This window comes from Pseudomonas sp. DF11 (assembly GCF_058148565.1).
This window is the reverse complement of record NZ_JBYVYN010000001.1, coordinates 331,173-356,885: the sequence shown is the minus strand read 5'-3', so window position 1 is coordinate 356,885 and position 25,713 is coordinate 331,173. Positions and strand designations below refer to the sequence as shown.

Genomic DNA, 25,713 nt, shown 5'->3' with positions numbered 1-25,713 from the left:
ACAAAAATGAGAGCGCTTTCCAATGTCCGTAGTTGCACCTTTGCGTTTTCGCCCGGCCCTTGCCGGCTGGCGTCCGCTGTTGAACCTGAGCCTCATGCTGAGTCTGAGCACCAGCCCATTCTTTATCTCATCGAGCCTGGCTGAAGAAGCCGCCCGGCGCAGCTATCAGGTACCGGCCGGCAGCCTCGGCACGGCATTGACCCGGTTTGCCGGGCTGGCGGGAGTCAACCTTTCGGTGGATCCGGCGCTGGTGAGTGGTCGCGACAGCGCCGGGCTTTCGGGTGAGTTTGGGGTAGAGGAGGGGTTTGCCCGACTGTTGCGGGGTTCGGGCCTGCAACTGCAAGCGGTGGGTGAGCAGGCCTATATCCTGACCCCGGCGCCGGAAGGCGGCAGCCTGCAACTGGCACCTACCTCGATTCTCGGCGCCACGGCTTCGGAGGACAGCCCGGCGTATGCCGGCGGTCAGGTCGCTCGTCGTGGCTCGCAAGGTTTGCTGGGCTCGCGGGATTTCATGGAAACGCCGTTCAGCATGACCACCTACACCAGCGCGGCGGTCAAGAACCAGCAAGCGCGTACCTTGGGCGACCTGATCGCCAGCGACCCCTCGGTCCGCGCTACCAACCCGGCGGGCGGGCGCTATGAACAATTCACCATTCGCGGTTTCAGCTTGTTCAACAGTGACGTCGCGTACAACGGTCTCTACGGCGTCCTGCCGACATACACGATCGACATGGAGATGGCCGAGCGCGTCGATATCCTCAAGGGCCCGAGCCAGCTCATCAACGGCATCTCGCCACGGGGCAGCGTGGGCGGTGGGATCAACGTGGTGCCCAAGCGCGCGACCGACAGACCCATCTCCTCGTTCACCGGCAACTATGCCTCCAACAACCAGCTTGGCGGTGCCGTGGACGTCGGGCGGCGCTTTGGTGAAGACAACCAGTTCGGTATTCGTTTCAATGGCGTGAAGCAGGCGGGCGACACCGAATGGGATCACCAGAGCGTGGACCGCGAGATGGCGGTGCTGGGCCTGGATTTTCGCAGTGAGCGCCTGCGTCTCTCGACGGACATCGGTCACACCGAACGCGATACCGACGCACCCCAGGAACGCGTGCAGGTTGGCGCCAACGCCCAGGTTCCCCATGCCAGTGATGTGCGCCACAACTACGCGCAAGCCTGGAGCAAGGCACGGACCGTGGACACCTTCGGGACGGTGAACGCCGAGTACGATGTCAACGATTCGGTCATGCTGTACGGCGGCGTGGGCGCGCGCAAAAGCAATCATGATTTCCTCCGGCATGCCGTTTCGGTCACCAATGATGCCGGCGACTTCACCGTTTCTCCCCGGGATTTTACCCGGGATGAAAACGTCCAGACCGCCAACGCGGGCGTACGCAACTGGTTCCATACCGGTCCGGTGAGCCATGAGGTCAACCTGGCCGCGAGCTATTTCTACATGGATTTCACTAACGGCGGTGCGCGCTATGCCAACGGTCGCAGTAACCTGTATGACCCGGTCGAGACATCGACGCCAAGCAACCCAACGCGACAGGATCCCAAGGTCTACACCGAAAACCACTTCAGCGGCTTGGCGTTGTCCGATACCTTGGGCTTGTTCGATGATCGGCTGCTGCTGACCCTTGGCGCCCGCTGGCAGCGAGTAGAGGTTGACGACTGGTCGGACGGTGTCAAAGGGCCTACTGCCTACGATGAGGAAAAGGTTTCGCCGTCGGGTGGCATCCTGTTCAAGGCCACCGATAGATTGTCCCTGTATGCCAACTACATGGAAGGCCTGAGCCAGGGCAAGATCGCGCCGTCCACGTCGGTGAACGAAGATGAGATCTTCCCGCCGTTCGTCAGTCGCCAGGTCGAAGTGGGCGCCAAGTATGACGCTGGAGCGCTCGCCGTCACCGCCGCCGTGTTCCGGATCAAGCAGCCTGCCTACGCCACCGACGCCACGACGCGTGTCTTCGGGCCGAACGGCAAGCGTGAGAACACCGGTGTGGAACTCAACGTGTTCGGTGAACCCGTCAAGGGCACCCGGCTGCTCGGCGGTATCATGTACATCGACAGTAAGTTGACCAACACCACTGGCGGCTCGTTCGATGGTAATCGGGCGCCTGCGACACCGGAGTACAACGTCAACCTGGGCGCCGAGTGGGATGTGCCGACCGTCCAGGGCCTGACCCTGACCACTCGCGGCATCTACTCCAGTTCACAGTACCTTGACCCGTCCAACACCAAGCAAATCGATTCCTGGGAGCGCTTCGACGTGGGCGCCCGCTACGGGTTCAAGGTCGACGAAAAGAACATCACCTTGCGGGCCAACATCGAAAACGTGGCGGACAAGCGCTACTGGAGTTCGGCCGGTGCGTCGGATGACAGTGAGCCCGGCTTGACGCTGTCGACGCCGCGCACCTACCTGCTGTCCGCGACGGTTGATTTCTAGCCTGACGGGGCGCTCCAGGGAAGGAGCTGGCTGGGTTCAGATATCGCGAAACAGATCGTGGGCGTCCAGCAGTCGCCAGGCAATCTCGGGACGTTTTTCCAGCCCTCGGCGGATGGCGGCGGGAATCGATTGGCGAATCTTGCGACACAGGCCCGGCTGGTCCTGGAATTCGATGGCGATGCCGCGCATGGTCCGCACTTCGTTGTAGCCGGGCTCGACGCTCAGGCGGATCCCCAGGTTTTCGTACAAGCGTTGTTGCAGGCGCTGGAGTTCGTCGAGGCTCTGGATGTTCTCCAGGCGCTCGAGCAGGCGTTTTTCTTCCTGGCGATTCAGGCAAAGGATGCGCAGGTCGCTGCCTGGCGCTTGCAGCAAGGCATCACGGCCACAATCACAGACGCCGGGCGGGCAGGGGGGACGGATCGGAATCGACGCGGTCATGGGCTCCACAAAATCTGCTGCACAACGAAACAGCCAGCTTATCGCCGGCCCAGGCAATGTGATGCCTGGCGGCAGGCGGGTCAAGCCTGTAGGAGGGGCCGCTTGTCTGGCGCTGCTGTGTACCCCTCCGCTTTACTGTGTGTGCGAGCTTGCTCGCGATAGCGGTGTAACAGTCAGCCTCGATGTTGAATGTCAGTCCGTCATCGCGAGCAGGCTCGCTCCCACAGGGGATCCAAGTCGGACACAAAAGGTGTGTTCGCTGAAATCCAAATGTGGGAGCGAGCCTGCTCGCGATAGCGGTGGATCGGTCGAGGCAATTACAACCCCAACTCAGACAATCCCGGATGATCGTCTGGCCGACGGCCCAGGGGCCAGTGGAACTTGCGCTCGCTTTCCTTGATCGGCATGTCGTTGATGCAGGCGTAGCGGTTGAACATCAGGCCTTGCTCGTCGAACTCCCAGTTTTCGTTGCCATAGGAGCGAAACCAGTTGCCCGAGTCGTCGTGCCATTCGTAGGCGTAGCGCACGGCGATGCGGTTATCGGTGAAAGCCCAGAGTTCCTTGATCAGCCGGTAATCCAGCTCCTTGGCCCACTTGCGGGTCAGGAACGCCTTGGCTTCCTCGCGGCTATGGGCGAACTCGGCGCGGTTACGCCACTGGGTATCCAGCGTGTAGGCCAGGGATACTTTTTGTGGGTCCCGAGAGTTCCAGCCGTCTTCGGCCAGGCGAACTTTCTCGATCGCCGATTCACGAGTGAACGGCGGCAAAGGCGGACGAACTTCAGAAGAGGCAGACATGGTGGATCTCCAGTGGGGATTGACGATCAGTGCGGTGGTTCAGTGGTTCTAACGTGGGACATCTCAACAGGTATCAACATTTTCAGCATGTCCTGGGCGTGGTCCGCCGCGCTGTGATCGCCCATGACCAGCGCCACGGTAATGGCGCCGTCAATCAGGATCAGCAGCTGTCGGGCCAGTGCATCCGGGTTCTCGACCCCTTGTTCGACGCACAGCCGGGTCACGTAATCGAGCAATTTCTGTTTGTGCATCTTCGCCACTTGGCGGACCGGATCCAGCGGATCGCCGGTTTCGCCGCTGGTATTGATGAACGCGCAGCCGCGAAAGCCTTCGCTGTCGAACCAGCCCTTGAGCACGGTGAACAGGTTGAACAGCCGTGCAGTCGGAGTCGGCGCCTTGTCCACCTCGGTGCTGAACCAGTGCATCCAGCGTTCGTCCCGTCGCTTGAGGGCGGCCACGATCAGGTCGTCCTTGTTGGCGAAGTAGCGATAGACACTTTTCCTGGAGACGCCGGCGGTTTTCACCAGAAGGTCCATGCCGGTGGCGGCGATGCCACTTTTATAGATCAACTTTTCGGCGACATCGAGAATGATGTCTCGTGTTTCATTTCCAGTAATTTCATTCATGAAGCAAAAGTAGAATGATCGTTCTCCTTGGTCAAGTCTTTTTTTCTTGGGGACAGGAAGACCCAAACCCATCCATGGTGTAAGCTCATCCGCTCTTCGGAATCGACTTTTTGCGAGCCCTATGCCGTCGCTTTTCAAACGCTCCCTGCTGCCCAAGCTGCGCAGCTTTGCACTGACCGCCGACGCGGTGACCATCCTCGATGGCGCCGCCCAATTCCGCCGTTGCCTGCTGGAGAAAATCGCCCAGGCCACCCAGCGCATCTACATCGTCGCCTTGTACCTGCAAGAGGACGAGGCCGGCCAGGAGGTCCTCGATGCCCTGCATGCCGCCAAAGCGGCGCGTCCGGAACTGGACGTGGTCGTGGTGGTGGACTGGCTGCGGGCCCAGCGTGGGCTGATCGGTGCCAAGAAGCAGCCGGGCAACTCGGCGTGGTACCAGGAACAGACCCGTACCCATGCCAGCGAAGTGCCGATCTACGGCGTGCCGGTACAAACCCGCGAGCTGTTCGGCGTGCTGCATTTGAAAGGCTTCGTGATTGACGACTGTGTGCTCTACAGCGGCGCCAGCCTGAATAACGTCTACCTGCACAAGTTCGACAAATACCGTTACGACCGCTATCACCTGCTGCAGAACACGGCACTGGCCGATTCGATGCACCACCTGGTGCAGCACGGCCTGATCACCTCCAGGGCCGTGCATCGCCTGGACCTGCCAAACCTGCCCAGCACCCGCAGCTTGCGCAAGGACATCGGCGACCTGCGCAGTCGCCTCAAGTACGCGACGTATGACACCAGCGTTGGCAGCCTCGACAAGAGCGGCCTGTCGGTAAGCCCGTTGTTGGGCGTGGGCAAGAACAATCCGCTGAGCCGGGTGATCGGTGAACTGATCGCCAGCAGCCGCCAGCAACTGACCATCTGCACACCGTATTTCAACCTGCCCCTGGCGGTGACCCGGGAGATCAACCGCGCCCTGGCCCGCGGGGTCAAGATCGACATCATCGTTGGCGACAAGACGGCCAACGATTTCTACATTCCGCCAAGCGAGCCGTTCAAGATCATCGCGGCGCTGCCCTACCTCTATGAAATCAGCCTGCGACGCTTCGCCAAACGGCATCAGCGCGCGATCGACAGCGGCCAACTGAACCTGCACCTGTGGCGTGACGGGGACAACACCTATCACCTCAAGGGCATGTGGATCGACGAGCGCTACACCTTGCTGACCGGCAATAACCTCAACCCACGGGCGTTTCGCCTGGACCTGGAAAACGCACTGTTGCTGGACGACCCCAAGGGTGAGCTACTCGCGCCGCGCCAGGCCGAGCTGGAGCGGATCTATCGCCACACCCAGCGGATCGAACGTTATCTGGACCTGGAGACCTTGCCGGATTACCCCGAGGCTGTGGCCAAGTTCTTGAAGCGGGTCAGCCGGGTGCGGATAGAACGGCTGCTTTACCGGATCCTGTGAACGCTCGCGCCATGTCGAAAAAAGACACCATCTCCATCCAGTTGGTGCGTGAGGCGCTGTTGCAAAGCTGCGCCCCCGGAGCGGCCACCGATGAAGTCCTGAGCAAGGTCGGCATAGACCCTGCGTTGCTCGACGACGCGCAGGCACGGGTTCCGGCCCATGCTTATGCGCGGCTCTGGCGTTTGCTCGCCCGTCGCCTGGATGACGAGTTTTTTGGCATGGACCTGCGCAAGCTCAAGTCTGGCAGCCTGGCGTTTCTCTGCCAGTGCGCCATGGCCCAGCCCACGCTGGCGAGCGGCTTGACGGCGGGGCTGGGGTTTCTGTCGCTGATGCTCGAAAACCTGCCGGCCCAGTGGGTGCGCCAGCAAAGCCTGGCGGAGATTGTGCTGCTGGAAGACGATCAGCAACCGCGCCGGGCTTTTACCTACTTCACCTACTGGATGATCGTCCATGGCGTGGCTTGTTGGCTGGCCGGGCGGCGCATTCCCATTCTCTCCGTCGAACTGCGCTGCCCGGCACCGGATTTCTGCGACGACTATCGGGTGATGTTCTCCCAGAACCTGCGCTTCGACCGGCCCCGCACCCGGATGATTTTCGCGGCCGAATGCCTCGACCTGCCGATCAGGCGCAACGCTGATGAGCTCAAGCGCTTTCTGGCCCAGGCACCGGCCAACATCCTGGTCAAATACCGCAACCCGCAAAGCCTGGCCAGCCGGATCAGGCACGACCTGCGGCAGTTGCCTGCCGAACGGTGGCCGGAAACCGAGGCCCTGGCCCAGCAGTTGTGCGTGTCCGCGTCTACCCTGCGCCGACGCCTGGCGGAGGAGGGCCAGACTTACCAAGGCCTCAAGGACAGCGTGCGCAAGGACCTGGCGATCACCTGGCTGGCCGAACCCTCCATCAGTTTTGTCGAAATCGCCTCGCGCCTGGGCTTTGCCGATGCCAGCTCCTTCTACAAGGCATTTCGCAAGTGGTCCGGGTCCAACCCGGGGCATTATCGCAGCCTGATTCTCAACGATTCCGATTGATCCCGCTGAATCTGACACCAAGAGTCTTTCCTGTGGGAGCGAGCCTGCTCGCGATAGCCATTTAACAATCGACATGTTTGTTAAACGACCCATCGCCATCGCGAGCAGGCTCGCTTCCACAGAGGGTGCCTGGCAGGTTGGGCCGCTCATAAAACTGTCATTTGTTTTTGATAAAAGCCTGTGCAGGGCGCCGGAAAGCCGGGCCATTGATCAGGGTAATGTATGCAAGTGACCGTTTTGGGCCGCGTATGAGAGTACTGGTCACCGGCGTCGCAGGGTTCATCGGGTTTCATGCCGCCAGGCGGCTGTGCAGCGAGGGCCATCAGGTCATCGGCATCGACAACCTCAACAGCTACTACAGCGTCGAGCTGAAACAGGCCCGACTGGCGCTGTTGGCCGAATGCCGCAACTTCCGCTTCCAGAAGCTGGATGTGGCCGACAAACAGGCGCTGCTGGATGTGTTTGCACACAATGCATTCGAGCAAGTCATCCACCTGGCGGCCCAAGCCGGCGTTCGCTACTCCATCGATAATCCCGACCTGTATGCGCAAAGTAACCTGGTGGGATTCCTCAACGTGTTGGAGGCCTGCCGTGCCCATCGACCGGCTCACCTGGTTTTCGCCTCAAGCAGCTCGGTGTATGGCTTGAACGACCGTCTGCCGTATGCCACGACCGACCCGGTCGATCAGCCGGTGTCTTTCTATGCGGCAACCAAGCGTGCCAATGAACTGATGGCCCACGCCTACTCGCATCTCTACGGTATACCCACCACCGGCCTGCGGTTTTTTACCGTGTACGGGCCTTGGGGACGGCCCGACATGGCGCCGTTCAAATTCACCGACGCCATCCTCAACGGTCGCGCCATCGATCTCTACAACGAGGGCGCGATGTCGCGGGACTTCACCTATATCGACGACATCGTCGAAGCGCTGGTGCGGTTGTTAGCGCTGCCGCCTGCCAATGACGCGGGCGTGTGCAACAAGGTCTACAACATCGGCTTCGGCGGGCCGGTGAAGCTCTTGCAGTTTGTCGAGTGTCTGGAAGAGTCACTGGGCATCCCTGCGATAAAAAATTTCTTGCCGTTGCAACCGGGCGATGTGGTCGATACGTGGGCGGACACCCGCGAGCTGGAAGAGCGCGTGGGGTTTCGCCCGCAGGTCGCGGTGCCCGTCGGCGTGCAGTCGTTTGTCGATTGGTACCGCGAGTATTACCGCGTTTAACCCCATCACTCCTCAGCTTTTGACTGGAGCGTCATGCACCAAACCCCTTATGTGTCGGTCCTGATTCCGGCAAAGAACGAAGCAGGCAATCTCATTCCACTGTTGGAAGAAGTCCGTGCGGCGCTGGTGGACGAGATTTTTGAAGTCATCGTGGTCGACGATGGCAGCACTGATGCCACCGCCGTCGAACTGCGGACGTTGCAAGGCAGCGGCTATCACCAGTTGCGGGTGCTCAGCCACGCCCGTTCCCTCGGACAGAGCACTTCGATCTTTCATGCTGCTGAAGTGGCCCGTGGGCACTGGTTGGCGACCCTCGATGGCGATGGTCAGAACGACCCGGCCGACCTGCCGAAAATGCTCGACCTGGTGCGCGGTTCGGAGGGCGCGCCTGCGGGCGTCAAGCTGGTGGCCGGGCATCGGGTCAACCGTCGGGACACGGCGAGCAAGCGTTGGGCCTCGCGATTTGCCAACAAACTGCGCGCCAGCCTGCTCAAGGACCAGACGCCCGATACCGGCTGCGGCATCAAATTGATCGAGCGCGAGGCGTTCCTGCGCTTGCCGTATTTCGACCACATGCACCGTTTTATTCCGGCGCTGATCCGTCGCCACAATGGCCGGATGCTGGTTCACCCGGTGAATCATCGTGAACGCGGGGCCGGGGTGTCCAACTACGGCAACCTGGACCGGGCACTGGTAGGCATTGTCGATCTGTTCGGGGTGTGGTGGCTGATAAAACGCACCCGCCTGGATATCAACGCACAAGAGACCGAGGTTTGACATGGGCAGAGAAACGTTGTGGCTGGCCGTAGGCTTCGGTGGGCAAGTGGCATTCACCGGGCGTTTTGTCCTGCAATGGCTGTACAGCGAGTACAAGAAGCGCAGCATGATTCCCGTAGGTTTCTGGTACCTGAGCATCATCGGTAGCGCGCTGTTGCTGGCCTATGCCATTTACCGTGAAGATCCGGTGTTCATTGTCGGTCAGTCCTTCGGCTTTATCGTTTACCTGCGTAATTTGCAGTTGATCGCCAAGCGTCATCAGCAGGAAAACCGCGAACTGGCCGAGAAGGGCTGAGACGGTGCGGATACGGTTATCCTCCTCGCGGCTGGAGCTTCTGGCGTTCGTAGTGTTGGCCTTGATCATGGTGGGGGCCGGCCTGGGCTGGCGCCAGCCGATGAACGTCGATGAAGAGCGTTTCCTCGGCGTGGCCCTGGAGATGCTGCAGAACGGTTCATGGTTCATTCCCCATCGCGCCGGTGAAATCTACGCCGACAAACCGCCACTGTTCATGTGGACGGTGGCGCTGTTCGTGCAACTGACCCACCTGCCCAAAGTCGCCCTGTACTTGCCCGCGTTGCTGGCAGGCGCCGTTACCACCGCGTGTCTGTATGACCTGGGCCGGCGCTTGTGGGGGCGCCGCGTGGGGGTGATCGCTGCGCTGTTGTTTCTCGCCACCTACCAGACTTACAGCATCCTGCGCACCGGGCAGATCGACGGTTTCCTTGCGCTCTGGATCATCCTGGGAATCTATGGCCTGTGCCGGCATCTGTTGCTCGGCCCGGCCTGGCGCTGGTACTACGTTGCCTGTGCGGCGATGGGGTTCGGGATCATCAGCAAAGGCGTGGGTTTTCTGCCAGTGTTGATGCTGATTCCCTATGCTTATGCGCTGCGCCGGGGTTGGAAAGGCGTGGTGTCCATGCCTGGCAAGGCAGGCGCCTGGTGGTTGGGGCTGGCCGTGGCGCTGGCAGCCATCGCGCTATGGCTTGGGCCTTTGCTGCTGATCGTGTGGCAGGGCAGCCCCGACAGCCTGGCGTACGCCCAGGAAATCCTGCTGAAGCAGACGGCTGGGCGCTATGCCAATGCCTGGGAACACCGCGAACCCTTCTGGTATTTCTTCGTCCAGGTGATTCCGAAGTACTGGTTGCCGATCTTTTTCATGCTTCCCTGGCTGGTGCCAGCCTGGCGCAAGCAGTTGCTCAAGCATGACGGTCGAGTGTTGGTGTTGCTGGGCTGGGTGCTCCTGGTGCTGTTGTTCTTCAGCCTGAGCAGTGGCAAGCGCAAGCTGTATATCTTTCCCGCATTGCCGGCCTTGATCCTGTTGGTGGCGCCGCTGATGCCGTGGATGCTGCGCCGCTGGTTTGGCTCAAGGCCGTGGGGCAGGGTGGTATTCGCCACATTGACGGCCGTGTGGTTGTGCGCCTGGTTTGTGCGCGGTTTCATCGAGCCCCACAGGGAAGGCATCAACCCCCACGAAAGCCTGATGCGTGATGTCGCGGGGCTGACTTCGAATGCCGAATTGGTGCTCGTGGGGTGGCGTGAGGGGCATTGGCTGTTCGCCCAGCAACCCATCGTGCATTTTGGTTTCCATGACAGCCAGTCTCTGGAACGATCCGCCACCTGGCTGCGCAGCCACCCGCAGGCCTTCGCCCTGGTGCCGGCGCGGGACCTGGCCCGCTGCTATGACCCGCAAAAAGCGCGCAGGGTTGGCGGTACTTCAAGGGCCGAATGGTTCCTGGTGGGGGCTGATGCGGACAACCAGCGTTGTCAGGTCCCGGCCCCCGAGAAAGTTTATTCATTTGCCTGGAAGCGGCCCTTGTAGCGGCTGAAACACCGCTATCGCGAGCAGGCTCGCTCCCACAGGGGATTTGAGGCGTACGCAATGTGTACGCCACCAGACCTTGTGGGAGCTTGCTCGCGATGACGGGCTTACGGGCAACACATCCCTCGAACCATGGCCAAACCAGTCAAGCAACTTGATGGCTTTGACCATTGCCCCCATGGCCCTTCGGCGCGAGTATTTCCCTGCTGTCTACGGTTCCCCCAACCAATAAAAAATACAGAGGGATTCTGCTCATGCGCGATTATTCGTCCGCCACGTCGCAGTTCGATTACCTGAACACCGTCAACGCCGCGCTGCACGGCTCGCTCGAGGCACTCAATGCCTGTGTCGAGTGTTGCGACCGGCACGCGTTGCCAGGGCGCATTGCCCTGTTCTGGGAGGGCCGCGACGGCAGCGACGCGACTTGGACTTACCGCGACTTGCAGGACCGCGCAGCGCGGTTCGCCAATTTTCTCCTGACCCAAGGTGTGGGCAAGGGCGACAAAGTGGCCGGCCTGCTGCCGCGCACCGCTGAACTCTTGATCGTGGTGCTCGCCACCTGGCGCATCGGGGCGGTGTATCAACCGCTGTTCACCGCGTTCGGGCCCAAGGCCATCGAGCACCGCCTCGGCGGCTCGGGCGCGCGGGTGGTTGTCACCGATGCGGTCAACCGTCCCAAGCTCAACGAAGTCGCCGGTTGCCCCACCGTGGTTACGGTCGGCGGCGAAAAGGGCCAGGGCATCGTGCGAGGCGACTACAGTTTCTGGGCCGAAGTGGCAAACCATTCCGACCAGTGCGAACCCGTGATGCTCACTGGCGAAGACCCGTTCCTGCTGATGTTCACCTCCGGCACCACGGGGCCCGCCAAGGCGCTGTCGGTACCGCTCAAGGCCATTGTCGCGTTCCAGAGCTATACCCGAGACGCGGTGGACCTGCGCCCTGAAGACGCCTTCTGGAACGTCGCCGACCCTGGCTGGGCCTACGGCATCTATTTTGGCGTGACCGGCCCACTGGCGATGGGGCATCCCATCACGTTCTACGATGGCCCGTTCACCCTGGAAAGCACCTGCCGAGTCATCAACAAATACGGCATCACCAACTTGACCGGCTCGCCCACCGCTTATCGCCTGTTGATTGCCGGCGGCGAGCAGTTTGCACGCTCGATCAAGGGCAAGCTGCGCATCGTCAGCAGTGCTGGCGAACCGTTGAACCCGGAGGTGATCCGCTGGTTCGCCGACAACCTGAACGTGGTAATCCACGACCATTACGGCCAGACCGAACTGGGCATGGTGCTGTGCAACCACCATGGGCTGGAACACCCGGTGCACCTGGGCGCAGCCGGTTTCGCCTCGCCGGGCCACCGGATCGTGGTGCTGGATGAAAACCAGCGCGAGCTGGGGGTGGGCCAACCGGGCATTCTCGCGGTGGATCGCAGCCAGTCGCCCATGTGCTGGTTCGCCGGTTACGAAGGCGCGCCAACCAAGGCCTTTGTTGGTGATTACTACCTGAGCGGCGACACCGTGGAGCTGAACCCGGACGGCAGCATCAGCTTCGTCGGCCGCAGCGACGATGTGATCACCACCTCCGGCTACCGGGTCGGTCCATTCGACGTGGAGAGCGCGCTGATCGAACACCCGGCCGTGGTGGAAGCGGCGGCGATCGGCAAACCTGATCCGGAACGCACCGAGTTGGTGAAGGCCTTCGTGGTGCTCAGCACCCAATACCGCGCCTCACCGGAACTGGCCGAGGAATTGCGCCTGCACGTGCGCCAGCGCCTGGCGGCCCATGCCTATCCCCGTGAAATCGAATTTGTCAGCGACTTGCCGAAGACCCCAAGCGGCAAATTGCAGCGCTTTATCTTGCGCAACCAGGAGATCGCCAAAGCTCAAGAGGCCGCGGCGCAGAACGTTTCAGCTTGAACCCAAGGAAACCATGATGCAGATCGACAACAAGATTTTCCTCGTCAGCGGCGGTGCCTCCGGCCTCGGCGCGGCCACCGGTGAAATGCTGGTCAAGGCTGGCGCCAAAGTGATGCTGGTGGACCTCAACGCCGAAGCCGTGGCCGCCCAGGCGCAGAAACTGGGCTGCCAGAGCGTGGTGGCGGACATCAGCAACGAGGTGGCGGCTGACGCGGCGGTCAAGGCCACGGTGGATGCGTTCGGCGGCCTCAATGGCCTGGTGAACTGCGCTGGCATCGTGCGCGGCGAGAAGATCCTTGGCAAGAATGGTCCCCATGCACTGGCCAGCTTCAGTCAGGTGATCAACGTCAACCTGATCGGCAGCTTCAACCTGCTGCGCCTGGCCGCTGCCGCCATCAGTGAAACCGAGGCCGATGCCGACGGCGAGCGAGGCGTGATCATCAATACCGCCTCGGTGGCGGCTTTCGACGGCCAGATCGGCCAGGCTGCCTATTCGGCCTCCAAGGGCGCCATCGCCAGCCTGACCCTGCCGGCCGCCCGGGAACTGGCACGCTTCGGTATCCGCGTAATGACTATTGCGCCGGGCATTTTCGAAACCCCGATGATGGCCGGCATGACGCCCGAAGTACGCGATTCCCTGGCTGCCGGCGTGCCATTTCCACCGCGCCTGGGCAAACCGACCGAGTACGCGGCGCTGGTCAGGCATATCATTGAGAACAGCATGCTCAACGGCGAGGTGATCCGTCTCGACGGTGCCTTGCGTATGGCGGCCAAGTAAGGAGCAATAGTCATGTCCAACGATCCGATTGTCATCGTCAGCGCCGTCCGCACCCCCATGGGCGGCTTTCAAGGTGAATTGAAAAGCCTCACGGCCCCGCAACTGGGGGCTGCCGCGATCAAGGCGGCGGTAGAACGGGCCGGCATCGCGCCGGACGCAGTTGAAGAAGTGTTGTTCGGTTGCGTGCTCGCCGCCGGCCAAGGCCAGGCACCGGCGCGTCAGGCTGCGCTGGGGGCCGGGCTCGACAAGTCGACCCGCTGCACCACGCTCAATAAAATGTGCGGTTCGGGCATGGAAGCGACGATTCTCGCCCATGACATGCTCATCGCCGGCAGTGCCGAGGTGGTGGTGGCCGGCGGCATGGAAAGCATGTCCAACGCGCCGTATCTGCTCGATCGGGCCCGCAGCGGATACCGGATGGGCCATGGCCGGGTGCTTGACCACATGTTCCTCGACGGCCTGGAAGACGCCTACGACAAAGGCCGGCTGATGGGCACCTTCGCCGAAGATTGCGCCGAGGCCAATGGCTTCAGCCGTGAGGCCCAGGATGCCTTCGCTATCGCCTCAACCACCCGCGCCCAGCAGGCGATCAAGGACGGCAGCTTCGACGCCGAGATCGTGCCGCTGCAGGTCATGGTCGGCAAGGAACAAGTGACTGTGCGCCACGACGAGCAGCCGCCCAAGGCGCGGATCGACAAGATCGCCTCGCTGAAACCGGCGTTCCGCGAGGGCGGCACGGTGACGGCGGCCAACGCCAGTTCGATCTCCGATGGCGCCGCTGCCCTGGTGCTGATGCGCCAGAGCCAGGCGCTCCAGCGTGGCCTCACGCCCCTGGCGGTTATTCACGGCCATGCAGCGTTTGCCGATACCCCGAGCCTGTTCCCCACCGCGCCTATTGGCGCTGTGAAGAAACTGATGCAAAAGACCGGCTGGTCGCTGGATCAAGTCGATCTGTTCGAAGTCAACGAAGCCTTTGCCGTGGTGGGCCTGGTGACCATGAACAAATTGGAAATCGCCCATGACAAGGTCAATGTCCACGGCGGCGCCTGTGCGCTGGGCCATCCGATTGGCGCGTCTGGCGCGCGGATTCTGGTAACCCTGTTGTCAGCCCTGCGCCAGAAAGGTTTGAAGCGTGGCGTCGCGGCGATCTGCATCGGCGGCGGCGAAGCCACGGCCATGGCTGTCGAATGTCTGTATTAAGGAATCACCATGCTGCCGACTGAAGAACAGACACAAATCCGTGACATGGCCCGGCAATTCGCCCAGGAGCGCTTGAAACCGTTCGCCGCCGAATGGGACCGCGAGCACCGCTTTCCCCGGGAGGCCATCGATGAGATGGCCGAACTGGGTTTTTTCGGCATGCTGGTGCCGGAGCAGTGGGGCGGTTGTGACACCGGTTACCTGGCCTATGCCATGACCCTGGAGGAAATCGCCGCGGGCGATGGCGCGTGCTCGACCATCATGAGCGTGCATAACTCGGTGGGCTGCGTGCCGATCCTCAAGTTCGGCAACGATGAGCAGAAGGCGAAATTCCTCACGCCCCTGGCCAGTGGCGCGATGCTCGGCGCCTTTGCCCTGACCGAGCCCCAGGCCGGTTCGGACGCCAGCAGCCTCAAGACCCGAGCGCGGTTGGAGGGCGATCATTACGTGCTCAACGGTTGCAAGCAGTTCATCACGTCGGGGCAGAACGCCGGGTTGGTGATCGTGTTCGCGGTGACTGATCCGAGTGCCGGCAAGCGTGGCATCAGTGCGTTCATCGTCCCGACCGATTCGCCGGGCTACAGTGTGGCGCGGGTCGAAGACAAACTCGGCCAGCACGCGTCCGACACTTGCCAGATCCTCTTTGAGGATGTGAAGGTGCCGCTGGCTAATCGCCTGGGCGAGGAGGGCGAGGGTTACAAGATCGCCCTGGCAAACCTCGAAGGCGGTCGGGTCGGTATTGCGGCGCAAGCGGTGGGCATGGCCCGCGCTGCGTTCGAGGCTGCCCGTGACTATGCCCGGGAACGCGTCAGTTTTGGCAAGCCGATCATCGAGCACCAGGCCGTGGCGTTCCGCCTGGCCGATATGGCGACCCAGATCGCCGTGGCCCGGCAAATGGTGCATTACGCCGCCGTCCTGCGGGACAACGGCCAGCCGGCGTTGGTCGAAGCGTCCATGGCCAAGCTGTTCGCCTCGGAAATGGCCGAAAAGGTCTGTTCCATGGCCTTGCAGACCCTGGGCGGTTACGGTTACCTCAACGACTTCCCGCTGGAGCGCATCTATCGCGATGTGCGGGTCTGTCAGATCTACGAAGGCACCAGCGACATTCAGCGCATGGTCATTTCGCGCAATCTTTGAACAGGAGTCTTGCATGAGCTACGAAACGATTTTATTGGAGATCAAGGACCGTGTCGGCCTGATCACCCTCAACCGTCCCCAGGCCTTGAACGCCTTGAATGCGCAGATCGTCAGCGAGCTGAACCAGGCGCTGGACAGCCTGGAGGCCGATCCGAAGATTGGCTGCATCGTACTGACCGGCTCGAAAAAAGCCTTTGCCGCCGGTGCCGACATCAAGGAAATGGCTGAGCTGACCTACCCGCAGATCTACCTGGACGACCTGTTCAGCGACAGCGACCGCGTGGCTAACCGGCGCAAGCCGATCATCGCGGCGGTGAACGGCTTTGCCTTGGGCGGCGGTTGCGAGCTGGCGTTGATGTGCGACTTCATCCTGGCCGGCGACAATGCCAAGTTCGGCCAGCCGGAGATCAACCTCGGCGTGCTGCCGGGCATGGGCGGCACCCAGCGCCTGACCCGGGCGGTGGGCAAGGCCAAGGCCATGGAAATGTGCCTGACTGGGCGCTTCATCGACGCGGTGGAAGCCGAACGCTGTGGCATCGTCGCCCGCATCGTGCCGGCCGATGAACTGCTGGATGAGGCGCTGAAAACGGCGGCGTTGATCGCCTCCAAGTCGGTGCCCATCAGCATGATGGTCAAGGAAAGCGTCAACCGCGCCTTTGAAGTCAGCTTGTCCGAAGGTGTGCGCTTCGAGCGCCGGGTATTCCACGCGGCGTTTGCGACGCAGGATCAGAAGGAAGGCATGGCGGCGTTCGTGGCCAAGCGGGCGGCGGAGTTCAAGGACAAGTAAATGCGGCGTCCTTACTGACGCCATCGCGAGCAGGCTCGCTCCCACAGTGGTTCTGGGTGTATGCAACATGTGTGTACACCACAAAGCCCTGTGGGAGCGAGCCTGCTCGCGATTGGCTGATAACGTCCAACTGCGCAAACGCTTTTGCTATTTCTTGGTTGATGCGAGATACGCGTCAATCTCAAGACCCAGGGCCCTTTTTAGAGCCTCCAGATCGGTATACATCGGACTACGTCCCCGGCCGCGTTCGTAAATATAATAATATTCCGTGGGACCGCCATAGGGGTCGTATTGTTTCCGCCAGATCTTCACGTCTCGGTAGGGCTCGACAAGTATATCTCCGGCTTGGTCTGCCATGATTTCGCTCCTATTCCTATGTAGCTATGCTGGATCGACCCGCCCGGCTGGCAATCGAAGCAGCGCAGGCAGGGACTGATGTAGCGACGAAATCATTAGGGCAGGGGCGGCGGGAGGTGGCTACTGTAGGAACTTACAGGTAGCGAATTTTTCAGATGAGCGGAGGCGCTCAAACAGGGCAGAATTGACATGTGAACGCGGAGTTTATCGTGTCAGTGACATCCGGGCCGCCGTGCCATCGTCATCGCGAGCAGCTCGCTCCCACAGTGGATCTGGGGTGTATGCAAAATGTGTGTACACCACTAAGCCCTGTGGGAGCGAGCCTGCTCGCGATGCTTTTTCAGCTATCACACCAGGTAGTTCTTTAACTCCCGGGCAATGACCATCCGTTGTATTTCGCTCGACCCTTCATAGATCTGGGTAATCCGCGCATCGCGGTAGTAGCGCTCCACCGGATAATCCTCGAGATACCCATACCCACCATGAATCTGTATCGCCGAGGAGCAGACTTTCTCGGCCATTTCCGACGCAAACAGCTTGGCCTGGGAAGCTTCCGACAGGCACGGCTTGCCAGCGCTGCGCAGGCGCGCGGCGTGGAGGATGAGCAGGCGTGTGGCGTTGATGCGGGTGTGCATGTCGGCCAGCAGGTTGGCGATGCTCTGGTGTTCGATGATGGGCTTGTCGAACTGCACCCGATCACGCGCGTAAGCCAGCGCCGCTTCAAATGCGGCACGGGCGATGCCCAAGGCTTGCGCCGCGATGCCGATGCGGCCGCCTTCCAGGTTGGAGAGGGCGATTGCCAGGCCTTTGCCACGCGCGCCCAGCAGGTTGGCCTCGGGGATGGTGCAGTTGCTCAAGGTCACGGCGCAGGTGTCCGAAGCGCGGATGCCCATTTTGTGTTCGGTGCGATCGACGATGAAACCCGGCGTATCGGTGGGCACCAGGAACGCTGAAATGCCTTTCTTGCCCAGTTCCGGGTCCGTCACGGCAAACACGATCGCCAGTTTCGCCCGCTTGCCATTGCTGACGAACTGCTTGGCGCCGTTGATCACCCAATGGCCATCGCGCAGTTCGGCGCGGGTGCGCAGGTTGTGAGCTTCGGAGCCAGCCTGGGGCTCGGTCAGGCAGAAACAGCCAATGGCCTGACCACTGGCGAGTTCGGCCAGCCAGGTCTGCTTTTGTTCATCAGTGCCGAAATTCAGCACCGGCCCGCAACCTACCGAGTTGTGGATGCTCATCAGGGCCCCGGTGGCACCGTCGCCGGCGGAAATTTCCTCCACCGCGAGGGCATAGGCCACATAGTCGACGTAGGTACCGCCCCATTCTTCCGGCACCACCATCCCCAACAGGCCCAGTTCGCCCATCTTCGCCACCAGGCCGTCGTCGATCCAGCCGGCCTTTTCCCACGCCTGGGCATGGGGGGCGATTTCACCACGGGCGAAGTCCCGGGCCATGTCGCGGATCATCACTTGTTCTTCGGTCAGTTCGAGGTCGTGCATGGCTCAGTTCCCGTGGTCGTCGAAGCCGTCGAAGAAACTCGCCACGTGGTTGGCGTCCAGCGCCTCCAGGGTCGGCGGGTTCCAGCGCGGGTTTTTGTCTTTGTCGATCAGCAAGGCGCGCACGCCTTCGATCAGGTCACCGCGTTCGAACCATTGCCGGTCCAGGTGCAGTTCCAGGGCGAAACAGTCTTCCAGGCTCAAATGCCGACCACGCCGCAGCATCTCCAGGGTCACGGCCATGGCCAGGGGAGAACGGCTGTCCAAGAGGTCGGCGGTCTTCAGCGCCCATTCGTGGCTGTTGGCGACGGTGACCTGGCGCAACTGCTCGACCATGCTTGGCACATCGGGCAAGGCAAAAAAATGGTCAATGGCCGACCGCAAGTCAGCCAGGGGCGGCGCAGGCAGTTGTTGCTGGCCGAGCTTGGCCAGCAGGCTTTGCAGGTCCTTGAGTGGCGTGTCGTGCCACTCAAGCCGATCGAGACGTTCGTCGAGTTGCTTGAGCTTGCGACTGTCGAGGTACCAGTCGGCGAGCCCGCAATACAATGCGTCGGCGGCATGGATCTGGACGCCGCTGACTCCCAAATAGATTCCCAGCTCACCAGGAATGCGCGGCAGGAAGTAACTGCCGCCCACGTCCGGGAAGTAACCGATGGCGACTTCCGGCATGCCCAGGCGGCTGCGTTCGGTCACGACCCGCAGGTCGGCGCCTTGTACAAGGCCCATGCCGCCGCCCAGCACGAAACCGTCCATCAAGGCGAGGATCGGTTTGCGGTAATGGTGGATCGTCAGGTCGAGGGCGTATTCCTCGACGAAGAAATCTTCATGCAGGGTGTCGCCCTGCTTGTGGCTGTCGTACAGCGAGCGGATATCACCGCCGGCGCAAAACGCCTTGTCACCGGCGCCACGCAGTACCACGGCGCGGATCTGCGGGTCGAGTGCCCAGGTATCGAGTTGTTGCTGCAAGCTGCGCACCATGCCCAGGGTGAGGGCATTGAGGCCGGCGGGGCGGTTCAGGGTCAAATGGCCAATGTGATTGCGAACGTCGACCAGCACCTCATAGGCCGCGGTTTCGATGGTTTGCGCGGCTTGTGATGAAACCTGAGCTGTCATCGCTAACTCCCTGCTTTTATTCTTCTTTGTGAATTGTGTCGCGCGTATCCGTTCAGGATCGTACCAGTGCAAATTTGCATTGCACAACCGGGATACGTGCAGGTCCTGTCTGCATATTTATAGCAGCCACAGGCTCAACCGCGACCAGAGAGAACCTCCGTGATGCTTCGGCGCTTGGCATTTCGCTCGCTGGCGTGGATCAATCGCTCGAGATCTTCCGGCGTGACGTCAAAGAATGCTTCCATTTCCGCCAGGGCCAGTTTCAGGTCTTCGGCCGTGATGGCCTGGCGGTCGACGGGAGAGTGGTCAGCCGGTATGACGGCCACCGGTTCACTGGCCCGCTTTGGATAGCGCACCCGGGTCAGGTTGTTGTAGGCCAGCGCAAAGGCAAGCAGCCCGGAGCCGGCCAGCATGGCCGCGCCTACGGACTGCCAGTCCAGAGCAATGATGGACGGATCCGCCAGCACCAACGTCGCCGCCAGGGCGCCTGCCGGCGGGTGCAGGCAGCGCAACCAGCACATCAATATCAGCGCCATGCCGGCCGCCAGGCAGGCGCTTCCCAGCGTGCGGCCCAGTACATGGGCCACCAGCAGTGCGACGACCGATGCACACAGGTAGCCGCCGACAATCGACCAGGGCTGGGCAAGGGCACCCGAGGACACCGCAAACAACAACACCGCCGAGGCGCCAAGGGGGCCGATCAGGTGTTGCGCCACCTCAAGGCCAAATACCTGTCCACAAAGCCAGACGCTGAACATCGTCCCCAACGCCATGCCGATGGCGGCGCGGCTCCATTCGGAGGGACGGGTATTGATAGCAGCGGGGAACCAGCGAGAAAGCATTAAACGGAAATCCAAAAAACGAACAAAAAAAGGGGCTTACGGGTAAATCCCAGAAAGCCCTTTAAGTGTTCCAACAGTTGGGGGAGGAACGCTGCACAGTGTGCCGCCCACAACCCTTGGTTACAAATTCATATTAATGCTGGTTGAGTGCATTAATTTTGAGGTAACGGCCAGGCTCAAGCACTTTTTGGAGGCCGTAACCATGTTTGCTGGGCAATGGGCAGGTTGCGCGACTGCCCGCGGCCCATCGGGAAATAGGTAAAACCCTTGTCGGCCATGCGCTCCGGGTCGAACAGGTTACGGCCGTCGAAAATCACCGGGGCCTTGAGCCGTTGCTGGATCAGGTTGAAATCCGGCGCCTTGAAGGGCTGCCATTCGGTGCAGATGACCAGCGCGTCGGCCCCCGGCAACACCGATTCCGGCGTGCCCATCAGCATGAGTCGGGGCTCGTCGGGATAGAGCAATTGCGTCTGCTGCATGGCTTCCGGGTCGAATGCGCGGACGCTGGCACCCGCGGCCCAAAGCGATTCGAGCAGGGTGCGGCTCGGCGCATCGCGCATATCGTCGGTGTTGGGCTTGAACGCCAAGCCCCACAGCGCGAAGGTCTTGCCGCGCAGATCGCCCTGGTAGAACGCGTTGATCCGCTCGAACAGCTTGTGTTTCTGCCGTCCGTTGATGGCTTCCACTGCTTGCAGCAGGTCGCTGGAGCAGTGGGCCTGCTCGGCGGTGTGGATCAGGGCACGCATGTCCTTGGGAAAGCAGGAGCCGCCGTAGCCGCATCCCGGGTAAATGAAGTGATAGCCGATGCGCGAGTCGGCGCCGATGCCCAGGCGCACGGATTCGATGTCGGCCCCCAAGTGTTCGGCCAGTTCGGCGATCTGGTTGATGAAGCTGATCTTGGTCGCCAGCATGCCGTTGGCGGCGTATTTGGTCAGTTCGGCACTACGCAGGTCCATGAACAGCACCCGGTCATGGTTGCGGTTGAACGGGGCGTACAGGTCGCGCATGGTTTCGCGCACTTCATCGCGCTCGCAACCGATCACGATGCGATCCGGACGACGGCAATCGGCGACCGCCGAGCCTTCCTTGAGGAACTCGGGATTGGAGACGATATCGAACTGCAGCAAGCGACTGGCCTTGAGCAGGCATTTGTCGATATGCGCCCGCAGAACATCGCCAGTGCCCACCGGCACGGTGGACTTCTCCACCACAATGACCGGTAGCTCGCGGTAGCGGGCGATGGCCTCGCCGACGGCCAGGACCTGGGCCAGGTCTGCGCTGCCATCGTCCCGCGATGGCGTGCCCACCGCGATAAACAGCACCTGGCCGTGCTGTACGGCGAGTTGTTCGTCACAGGTGAAGTGTAAGCGTCCGGCCTCCAGGCCTTCACGTACCAGCGCGGCGAGGCCGGGCTCGAAAATACTCACCTGGCCTTGGCGCAGGCTTTCCACCTTGCGTTCGTCGATGTCCATGCACACCACGTCATGGCCCACCTCGGCCAACACCGCGGCTTGCACCAAACCTACGTAGCCACTTCCGAATACACTGATTTTCATGGCGGATTCCCTGGGTCATTCCGAGCGGGCGACATGCACAACCAGCGTTTGCCGCAGTGCGCTCGGCTCAGAATAAGTCGGGGATATTGCAGTTCACTTACAGTCCGGTAGGTGCTCGCAAGCAAATACTGTGGATGCCGCGCGCAACTAGAGAAATGTCTCACGCACCTATCGGACGCTGCTCATTTCTTCTTGCCTGTCTCCCGAACACAATCAGGGCCCCCACGCTTTCGGTCAAACCAGCGCCTTGACGATCATTCTTGTGGCTTGCCCCAAGGAAACGCGCACTGGCGACGGGGCTCTGAAGTGCTTCAACAAGAGAGATCAACGCATGAAAAGACGCTCTTTTTTTCACGGCGTAGGCGCTACGCTGGCTTTGGCATCGGCGGCGCCCCTGGCTGGCGGCGCAACGGTCCGGCAAGTTGAGCCTGCAAACAGTTGTGGTGTCGGTCGACGTAGCAGTTCGCTCGTTCCCGTTGATGCTCGCGTAGACAGGATTACCGAAATCTCGACGTGCCTGAGACCGTTTCGGTTGACGGGGCCCCGGATTGAAGCGCAGCAATTGGGCAATAAACTGGTGGTGCACAACTACGGTCACGGCGGCAGCGGTTGGTCGTTGTCCTGGGGCTCGAGCAGGGTCGCGTTGCAACTTCTGGAAAGGTCGGCCAAACACATCCGGCGCCTGGGCGTAATCGGTTGCGGTCCAATGGGCCTCACCTCGGCGATTCTCGCGCAGCGTGCCGGATTGTCGGTGACCCTCTATGCGAAAGAGATTCCACCCCATATATCGTCCATGGGCGCAACGGGACACTGGTCGCCGGACTCCCAGTTCTGCTCGGCAAGATTTGCCTCCAGATGGTGTGGACGCTGGATTGAAATGGCGGATTTCTCCTACAGAATGTATCAAGGCCTGCTTGGGTTGCCCGGCGATCCGGTGGAGTGGTATCACGGCTACAAGCTGTCCAGCTCGCCATTTGGCTTGACGGAACCGCGCGGGGAGCCGGATTTCGCGAAATTCAGTAACCCCAACCGCCACTATCAGCCAATACAGGTTGATCTTTCACCGGATGAACATCCTTTTTCATACCCTTATGTTCGCCGCTGGCAAAACCTGCTGTTCAACATCAATGGCTATGCCCGCTTGTTGTTGTCCGACTTCCTGGCGGCGGGGGGAAAGATCCACATACGCCATTTTGAAAGCACCGATGAGCTTGCGGGCCTGCCTGAGAAAGCGATCATTAACGCTACGGGCTATGGTGCAAAAGCGCTGTTTGACGACAGGGACATTGTCCCGATCCGGGGGCAAACGACCAGGCTCGTGCAGCAACCGGATATCAAATATGCAATTCGGGCTGAAGACTTTCTCTTCCTCCCGCGACGAGACGGCCTGCTTGTGCAGTACATCGACCGAGCAGGGAGCTATGACAATAGCGATGACAGCCCTGATTCCGTAGAAGCATCTATGGCCATCGAACAGTTGGCCACCGTCATGAGGGGGCTGCGCGACTGAAATTCAACTCGCATTCAACGTGTAGCTGGCAGGCAGTTGTGCCACGAATTCACCCACCACGTCCCGAGTCAGGCTAACGATGTCTTCCACCCGTTCCATTCCCGCGCCGGTCCTCCAACTGGCCACGATGTCCATGACCGATGGCAGCGGCACGCCGTCCACCAGGGTCAAGGTGCCTTGGGTCAGTTCGCCGACAACCAACGCCGCGGGCATGGCCCCGATGCCAAAGCCATCGCGAACCAGGCGGGTGATGGCCGACGCGGAGTTCACACAGTTGATGCGGGGCGAGACGATATTGGCCGAATGCAGCAGGTTGAGAATGTCCTGGTGGGGGCGTGAGTTGCGCGAGAACGTCACGATGCGTTCCTGGGACAAGTCCTCCAGTGACGCATAGGATCGGTCATAGGCGGAGCCAGTGCGGACCACCCAATGCATCGGGTAGCGCGTCAGGAGTGCATTGCGCACGCTGTCCAGGCGCAGGATGTCGGTCTGGAAAATGATGTCCTGGTAGCCCTTTTCCAATTGTGAGCACAAGTTGCTCGCGGTGTCGGCCGACAGTTCGATTTCCAGGGCTGGGTAGCATTCCATCAGGCGTGTCACCAAGGGGCTGAGCCAGGTGTGGATCACCGTATCCATTGCCCCGATGCGGATTCGGCCGCGTACTTGGCGTGGATCCTTGATCACGGCTTTCATGCTTTGCATGGTGTCCATGATGCGCTCGGCGTATTCCAGCACGCGCTGGCCTTCGGAGGTCAGCGATACGCCTTTGGAATCGCGCACGAACAGACGCACGCCCATTTCGTCCTCCAGGGCTGCGATCCGGCTGGAAATGGACGCCTGGGTGGTGAACAGCTTTTCGGCGGTGAGGCGAAAGCTCTTCAGGCGGGCAACCCAGACGAAGGTTTCGAGAAACTTGATGTTCACTTGGGCGTTTCCTTGGCGCTGGCTTAGAAACCGTGGCGAGGGGGATCTAGGTTAGTTTCATGTTCTTCACTGCTGGGTATTAGCCAAGTATCGAACTACCTCCTTCATCTCGCCCAAATCCGGCGCGTTATCAATAATCGCTTCAGGCCTACACCATGGATAGTCCAACTTCGATACCCAGGCCATGATCATCGGCAGATCGCTCGCCGGCAGGATCTTCATGTGTTCGATGGTGATGGTCAGTCGCTCGGCCAGTCTCGAGGCTGGATCGAACTGCCATTCATACAGGCCACAACCGACACGTGCTTCGCCGCTGCTTTTGTCTGACATCGCCACCAGCCATTTGCACTGGAATGCCCCGGAGTTGGCGGGTGGTGGAACTGCCAGGCAGAACGTGTAGACGTTTTCGAAGGTCTGGCCAAAGCGACTGACCAGCACGTCGCCAATGGCGGTACGGCCTTCGACGTGGGCGGGAAACGCGATGGAACCGGTGCGCACGACCATGTCCAGGATAGCTGTCGGCGTAAAGGCCTGGGCCAGCAGGTGAGGGCGGTTGCTGTCCTTGGCGTGGATGTACTGTTGAATCGATCGCTGAACGGTGTTCATCGCGTGTCCTTTCAGGTTGAAGACAGCCTTGTTCGAGCTTACAAATCACTGTTCCATAAGTCCGTCACCAGCATGCAGCCCGGAGCGTGGGTGATGCACAACGGTGGACGCGAGGCCTGGACCACGGATTGGGGCGTCACGCCACAGGCCCAGAATACCGGGATTTCGTCCGCTTCCACCGGCACGGCGTCGCCATAATCCGGCGTGTCCAGGGACCGGATGCCAATCAATGAAGGATCACCGATGTGCACCGGAGCGCCGTGAACGCTGGGCATGCGCCCGGTAATCTGGATCGCCTGGATGGCCGCGGCCGCTTTCATCGGCCGCATGCTTACCACCATCTTGCCAGACAGGCGAGCGGTGGGGCGGGTGTCGATGTTGGTCTGGAACATCGCGACATTGCGCCCCAGCTCGATGTGCCGCAAACGGATGCCAGCCTCCAGCAAGGGCTGCTCGAAGGAGAATGAGCAACCGAGGGCGAAGGCCACCAGGTCGTCCTGCCACAGGTGTGCGATGTCCAGCGGCGTTTCGCTCAACTCGCCGTGGCGGTAGACCCGGTATTGAGGCACCTCATGGCGGATATCGATGGCGGCGCCCAGGTTACGGAAGAACGGATCCCCTGGCTCGGTCACGTCCAGCACTGGGCAGGCCTGGCGGTTGAGGGTGCAGTAGCGCAGGAATTCATTGGCCCAGTCGCTGGGCAGGATCACGATATTGGCTTGCACGCGCCCTTGGCCCAGGCCGCTGGTATGGCCCTGGTATTGGCCGGCGGCGATGCTCTGGCGCAGGGCGACGGGCGTGCATTGCTGCAGTTGTTCGAAAGGCAGGGCGGGTTGATTCATCACGGGGTCTCCAAGCGTTCGTCCGTTAC

At 61.1% G+C, this 25,713-nt stretch carries 23 protein-coding genes; 13 read left to right on the top strand and 10 right to left on the bottom strand.

Annotated features, from left to right (window positions below; translation table 11 throughout):
* Positions 1 to 22: 22 nt before the first annotated feature.
* On the top strand, positions 23 to 2,446 hold the full coding sequence (locus AC30D9_RS01440; RefSeq protein ID WP_490143250.1) for a TonB-dependent siderophore receptor: 2,424 nt from the start codon (positions 23 to 25) through the stop codon (positions 2,444 to 2,446).
* A 36-nt stretch (positions 2,447 to 2,482) separates the two neighbouring features.
* Here AC30D9_RS01440 and AC30D9_RS01435 read toward each other — a convergent pair whose 3' ends face one another.
* The 3 genes from AC30D9_RS01435 to AC30D9_RS01425 all read right to left on the bottom strand — a co-directional run bounded on the left by AC30D9_RS01435 (position 2,483) and on the right by AC30D9_RS01425 (position 4,307).
* Positions 2,483 to 2,884: a hypothetical protein gene (locus AC30D9_RS01435; protein WP_003202036.1), complete on the bottom strand. Its 402-nt coding sequence runs from the start codon at positions 2,882 to 2,884 to the stop codon at positions 2,483 to 2,485.
* A 317-nt stretch (positions 2,885 to 3,201) separates the two neighbouring features.
* Entirely contained in the window at positions 3,202 to 3,681 is a 480-nt protein-coding gene (locus AC30D9_RS01430; RefSeq protein ID WP_307572228.1) for a nuclear transport factor 2 family protein, read from the bottom strand.
* A 26-nt stretch (positions 3,682 to 3,707) separates the two neighbouring features.
* Entirely contained in the window at positions 3,708 to 4,307 is a 600-nt protein-coding gene (locus AC30D9_RS01425) for a TetR/AcrR family transcriptional regulator (RefSeq protein ID WP_490143249.1), read from the bottom strand.
* A gap of 121 nt (positions 4,308 to 4,428) precedes the next feature.
* On the opposite strand from AC30D9_RS01425, the gene pssA reads away from it, so the two are divergent.
* From pssA to AC30D9_RS01370, 11 genes are all read left to right on the top strand, one after another.
* The gene (gene pssA, locus AC30D9_RS01420) at positions 4,429 to 5,772 is read left to right on the top strand and encodes a CDP-diacylglycerol--serine O-phosphatidyltransferase (protein WP_134924419.1); all 1,344 of its coding nucleotides are present in this window, start codon (positions 4,429 to 4,431) and stop codon (positions 5,770 to 5,772) included.
* A gap of 11 nt (positions 5,773 to 5,783) precedes the next feature.
* A complete protein-coding gene (locus AC30D9_RS01415) occupies positions 5,784 to 6,800 on the top strand; it encodes an AraC family transcriptional regulator (RefSeq protein ID WP_490143248.1) in 1,017 nt (338 codons plus the stop codon).
* Between the two features lie 248 nt (positions 6,801 to 7,048).
* A complete protein-coding gene (locus tag AC30D9_RS01410) occupies positions 7,049 to 8,020 on the top strand; it encodes an NAD-dependent epimerase (protein ID WP_490143247.1) in 972 nt (323 codons plus the stop codon).
* Between the two features lie 33 nt (positions 8,021 to 8,053).
* The gene (locus AC30D9_RS01405) at positions 8,054 to 8,797 is read left to right on the top strand and encodes a glycosyltransferase family 2 protein (protein ID WP_490143246.1); all 744 of its coding nucleotides are present in this window, start codon (positions 8,054 to 8,056) and stop codon (positions 8,795 to 8,797) included.
* 1 nt (position 8,798) lies between these two features.
* Positions 8,799 to 9,092, top strand: a complete 294-nt coding sequence (locus tag AC30D9_RS01400; protein WP_134924415.1) for a lipid-A-disaccharide synthase N-terminal domain-containing protein — start codon at positions 8,799 to 8,801, stop codon at positions 9,090 to 9,092.
* 67 nt (positions 9,093 to 9,159) lie between these two features.
* Complete coding sequence (locus tag AC30D9_RS01395; RefSeq protein WP_307572432.1) at positions 9,160 to 10,617, top strand: ArnT family glycosyltransferase; 1,458 nt, start codon at positions 9,160 to 9,162, stop codon at positions 10,615 to 10,617.
* 254 nt (positions 10,618 to 10,871) lie between these two features.
* Positions 10,872 to 12,536, top strand: a complete 1,665-nt coding sequence (locus tag AC30D9_RS01390; protein WP_490143245.1) for an AMP-binding protein — start codon at positions 10,872 to 10,874, stop codon at positions 12,534 to 12,536.
* A 16-nt stretch (positions 12,537 to 12,552) separates the two neighbouring features.
* The gene (locus tag AC30D9_RS01385; protein WP_307572234.1) at positions 12,553 to 13,314 is read left to right on the top strand and encodes an SDR family NAD(P)-dependent oxidoreductase; all 762 of its coding nucleotides are present in this window, start codon (positions 12,553 to 12,555) and stop codon (positions 13,312 to 13,314) included.
* A 12-nt stretch (positions 13,315 to 13,326) separates the two neighbouring features.
* On the top strand, positions 13,327 to 14,514 hold the full coding sequence (locus AC30D9_RS01380) for an acetyl-CoA C-acyltransferase (RefSeq protein WP_490143244.1): 1,188 nt from the start codon (positions 13,327 to 13,329) through the stop codon (positions 14,512 to 14,514).
* 9 nt (positions 14,515 to 14,523) lie between these two features.
* On the top strand, positions 14,524 to 15,651 hold the full coding sequence (locus AC30D9_RS01375) for an acyl-CoA dehydrogenase (protein ID WP_307572236.1): 1,128 nt from the start codon (positions 14,524 to 14,526) through the stop codon (positions 15,649 to 15,651).
* A gap of 13 nt (positions 15,652 to 15,664) precedes the next feature.
* Positions 15,665 to 16,438 carry an enoyl-CoA hydratase gene (locus tag AC30D9_RS01370; RefSeq protein ID WP_134924409.1) on the top strand — a complete coding sequence of 258 codons (774 nt, stop codon included), beginning with the start codon at positions 15,665 to 15,667 and terminating at the stop codon, positions 16,436 to 16,438.
* A gap of 704 nt (positions 16,439 to 17,142) precedes the next feature.
* Here AC30D9_RS01370 and AC30D9_RS01365 read toward each other — a convergent pair.
* From AC30D9_RS01365 to AC30D9_RS01350, 4 genes are all read right to left on the bottom strand, one after another.
* Positions 17,143 to 18,294, bottom strand: coding sequence for an acyl-CoA dehydrogenase family protein (locus AC30D9_RS01365; protein WP_307572237.1), 1,152 nt, complete (start codon positions 18,292 to 18,294; stop codon positions 17,143 to 17,145).
* A gap of 3 nt (positions 18,295 to 18,297) precedes the next feature.
* Positions 18,298 to 19,404, bottom strand: a complete 1,107-nt coding sequence (locus tag AC30D9_RS01360; protein ID WP_134924407.1) for an enoyl-CoA hydratase/isomerase family protein — start codon at positions 19,402 to 19,404, stop codon at positions 18,298 to 18,300.
* Between the two features lie 134 nt (positions 19,405 to 19,538).
* On the bottom strand, positions 19,539 to 20,246 hold the full coding sequence (locus tag AC30D9_RS01355) for an HPP family protein (RefSeq protein ID WP_490143243.1): 708 nt from the start codon (positions 20,244 to 20,246) through the stop codon (positions 19,539 to 19,541).
* A gap of 176 nt (positions 20,247 to 20,422) precedes the next feature.
* Complete coding sequence (locus tag AC30D9_RS01350; RefSeq protein WP_307572238.1) at positions 20,423 to 21,802, bottom strand: UDP-glucose dehydrogenase family protein; 1,380 nt, start codon at positions 21,800 to 21,802, stop codon at positions 20,423 to 20,425.
* A gap of 331 nt (positions 21,803 to 22,133) precedes the next feature.
* On the opposite strand from AC30D9_RS01350, the gene AC30D9_RS01345 reads away from it, so the two are divergent.
* Positions 22,134 to 23,312: an FAD-dependent oxidoreductase gene (locus AC30D9_RS01345; protein ID WP_490143242.1), complete on the top strand. Its 1,179-nt coding sequence runs from the start codon at positions 22,134 to 22,136 to the stop codon at positions 23,310 to 23,312.
* A gap of 3 nt (positions 23,313 to 23,315) precedes the next feature.
* On the opposite strand, the gene AC30D9_RS01340 is transcribed toward AC30D9_RS01345, so the two are convergent.
* The 3 genes from AC30D9_RS01340 to AC30D9_RS01330 form a co-directional block, all read right to left on the bottom strand.
* The gene (locus tag AC30D9_RS01340; protein WP_134924404.1) at positions 23,316 to 24,236 is read right to left on the bottom strand and encodes a LysR family transcriptional regulator; all 921 of its coding nucleotides are present in this window, start codon (positions 24,234 to 24,236) and stop codon (positions 23,316 to 23,318) included.
* A gap of 66 nt (positions 24,237 to 24,302) precedes the next feature.
* On the bottom strand, positions 24,303 to 24,842 hold the full coding sequence (locus AC30D9_RS01335; RefSeq protein ID WP_490143241.1) for a hypothetical protein: 540 nt from the start codon (positions 24,840 to 24,842) through the stop codon (positions 24,303 to 24,305).
* Positions 24,843 to 24,880: 38 nt separating this feature from the next.
* Positions 24,881 to 25,684: a putative hydro-lyase gene (locus AC30D9_RS01330; protein ID WP_305483732.1), complete on the bottom strand. Its 804-nt coding sequence runs from the start codon at positions 25,682 to 25,684 to the stop codon at positions 24,881 to 24,883.
* Positions 25,685 to 25,713 lie beyond the last annotated feature (29 nt).

Excerpts from the sequence above, each read along its gene's own strand:
- AC30D9_RS01415 (WP_490143248.1), top strand. The coding sequence starts at position 5,784 with ATGTCGAAAAAAGACACCATCTCCATCCAGTTGGTGCGTGAGGCGCTG.
- AC30D9_RS01400 (WP_134924415.1), top strand. The coding sequence starts at position 8,799 with ATGGGCAGAGAAACGTTGTGGCTGGCCGTAGGCTTCGGTGGGCAAGTG.
- AC30D9_RS01430 (WP_307572228.1), bottom strand. The coding sequence starts at position 3,681 with ATGTCTGCCTCTTCTGAAGTTCGTCCGCCTTTGCCGCCGTTCACTCGT.
- AC30D9_RS01425 (WP_490143249.1), bottom strand. The coding sequence starts at position 4,307 with ATGAATGAAATTACTGGAAATGAAACACGAGACATCATTCTCGATGTC.
- AC30D9_RS01335 (WP_490143241.1), bottom strand. The coding sequence starts at position 24,842 with ATGAACACCGTTCAGCGATCGATTCAACAGTACATCCACGCCAAGGAC.
- AC30D9_RS01350 (WP_307572238.1), bottom strand. The coding sequence starts at position 21,802 with ATGAAAATCAGTGTATTCGGAAGTGGCTACGTAGGTTTGGTGCAAGCC.
- AC30D9_RS01395 (WP_307572432.1), top strand. The coding sequence starts at position 9,160 with ATGGTGGGGGCCGGCCTGGGCTGGCGCCAGCCGATGAACGTCGATGAA.
- AC30D9_RS01375 (WP_307572236.1), top strand. The coding sequence starts at position 14,524 with ATGCTGCCGACTGAAGAACAGACACAAATCCGTGACATGGCCCGGCAA.
- AC30D9_RS01385 (WP_307572234.1), top strand. The coding sequence starts at position 12,553 with ATGCAGATCGACAACAAGATTTTCCTCGTCAGCGGCGGTGCCTCCGGC.
- AC30D9_RS01440 (WP_490143250.1), top strand. The coding sequence starts at position 23 with ATGTCCGTAGTTGCACCTTTGCGTTTTCGCCCGGCCCTTGCCGGCTGG.
- AC30D9_RS01330 (WP_305483732.1), bottom strand. The coding sequence starts at position 25,684 with ATGAATCAACCCGCCCTGCCTTTCGAACAACTGCAGCAATGCACGCCC.
- pssA (WP_134924419.1), top strand. The coding sequence starts at position 4,429 with ATGCCGTCGCTTTTCAAACGCTCCCTGCTGCCCAAGCTGCGCAGCTTT.
- AC30D9_RS01435 (WP_003202036.1), bottom strand. The coding sequence starts at position 2,884 with ATGACCGCGTCGATTCCGATCCGTCCCCCCTGCCCGCCCGGCGTCTGT.
- AC30D9_RS01410 (WP_490143247.1), top strand. The coding sequence starts at position 7,049 with ATGAGAGTACTGGTCACCGGCGTCGCAGGGTTCATCGGGTTTCATGCC.
- AC30D9_RS01370 (WP_134924409.1), top strand. The coding sequence starts at position 15,665 with ATGAGCTACGAAACGATTTTATTGGAGATCAAGGACCGTGTCGGCCTG.
- AC30D9_RS01355 (WP_490143243.1), bottom strand. The coding sequence starts at position 20,246 with ATGCTTTCTCGCTGGTTCCCCGCTGCTATCAATACCCGTCCCTCCGAA.
- AC30D9_RS01380 (WP_490143244.1), top strand. The coding sequence starts at position 13,327 with ATGTCCAACGATCCGATTGTCATCGTCAGCGCCGTCCGCACCCCCATG.
- AC30D9_RS01345 (WP_490143242.1), top strand. The coding sequence starts at position 22,134 with ATGAAAAGACGCTCTTTTTTTCACGGCGTAGGCGCTACGCTGGCTTTG.
- AC30D9_RS01360 (WP_134924407.1), bottom strand. The coding sequence starts at position 19,404 with ATGACAGCTCAGGTTTCATCACAAGCCGCGCAAACCATCGAAACCGCG.
- AC30D9_RS01405 (WP_490143246.1), top strand. The coding sequence starts at position 8,054 with ATGCACCAAACCCCTTATGTGTCGGTCCTGATTCCGGCAAAGAACGAA.
- AC30D9_RS01365 (WP_307572237.1), bottom strand. The coding sequence starts at position 18,294 with ATGCACGACCTCGAACTGACCGAAGAACAAGTGATGATCCGCGACATG.
- AC30D9_RS01390 (WP_490143245.1), top strand. The coding sequence starts at position 10,872 with ATGCGCGATTATTCGTCCGCCACGTCGCAGTTCGATTACCTGAACACC.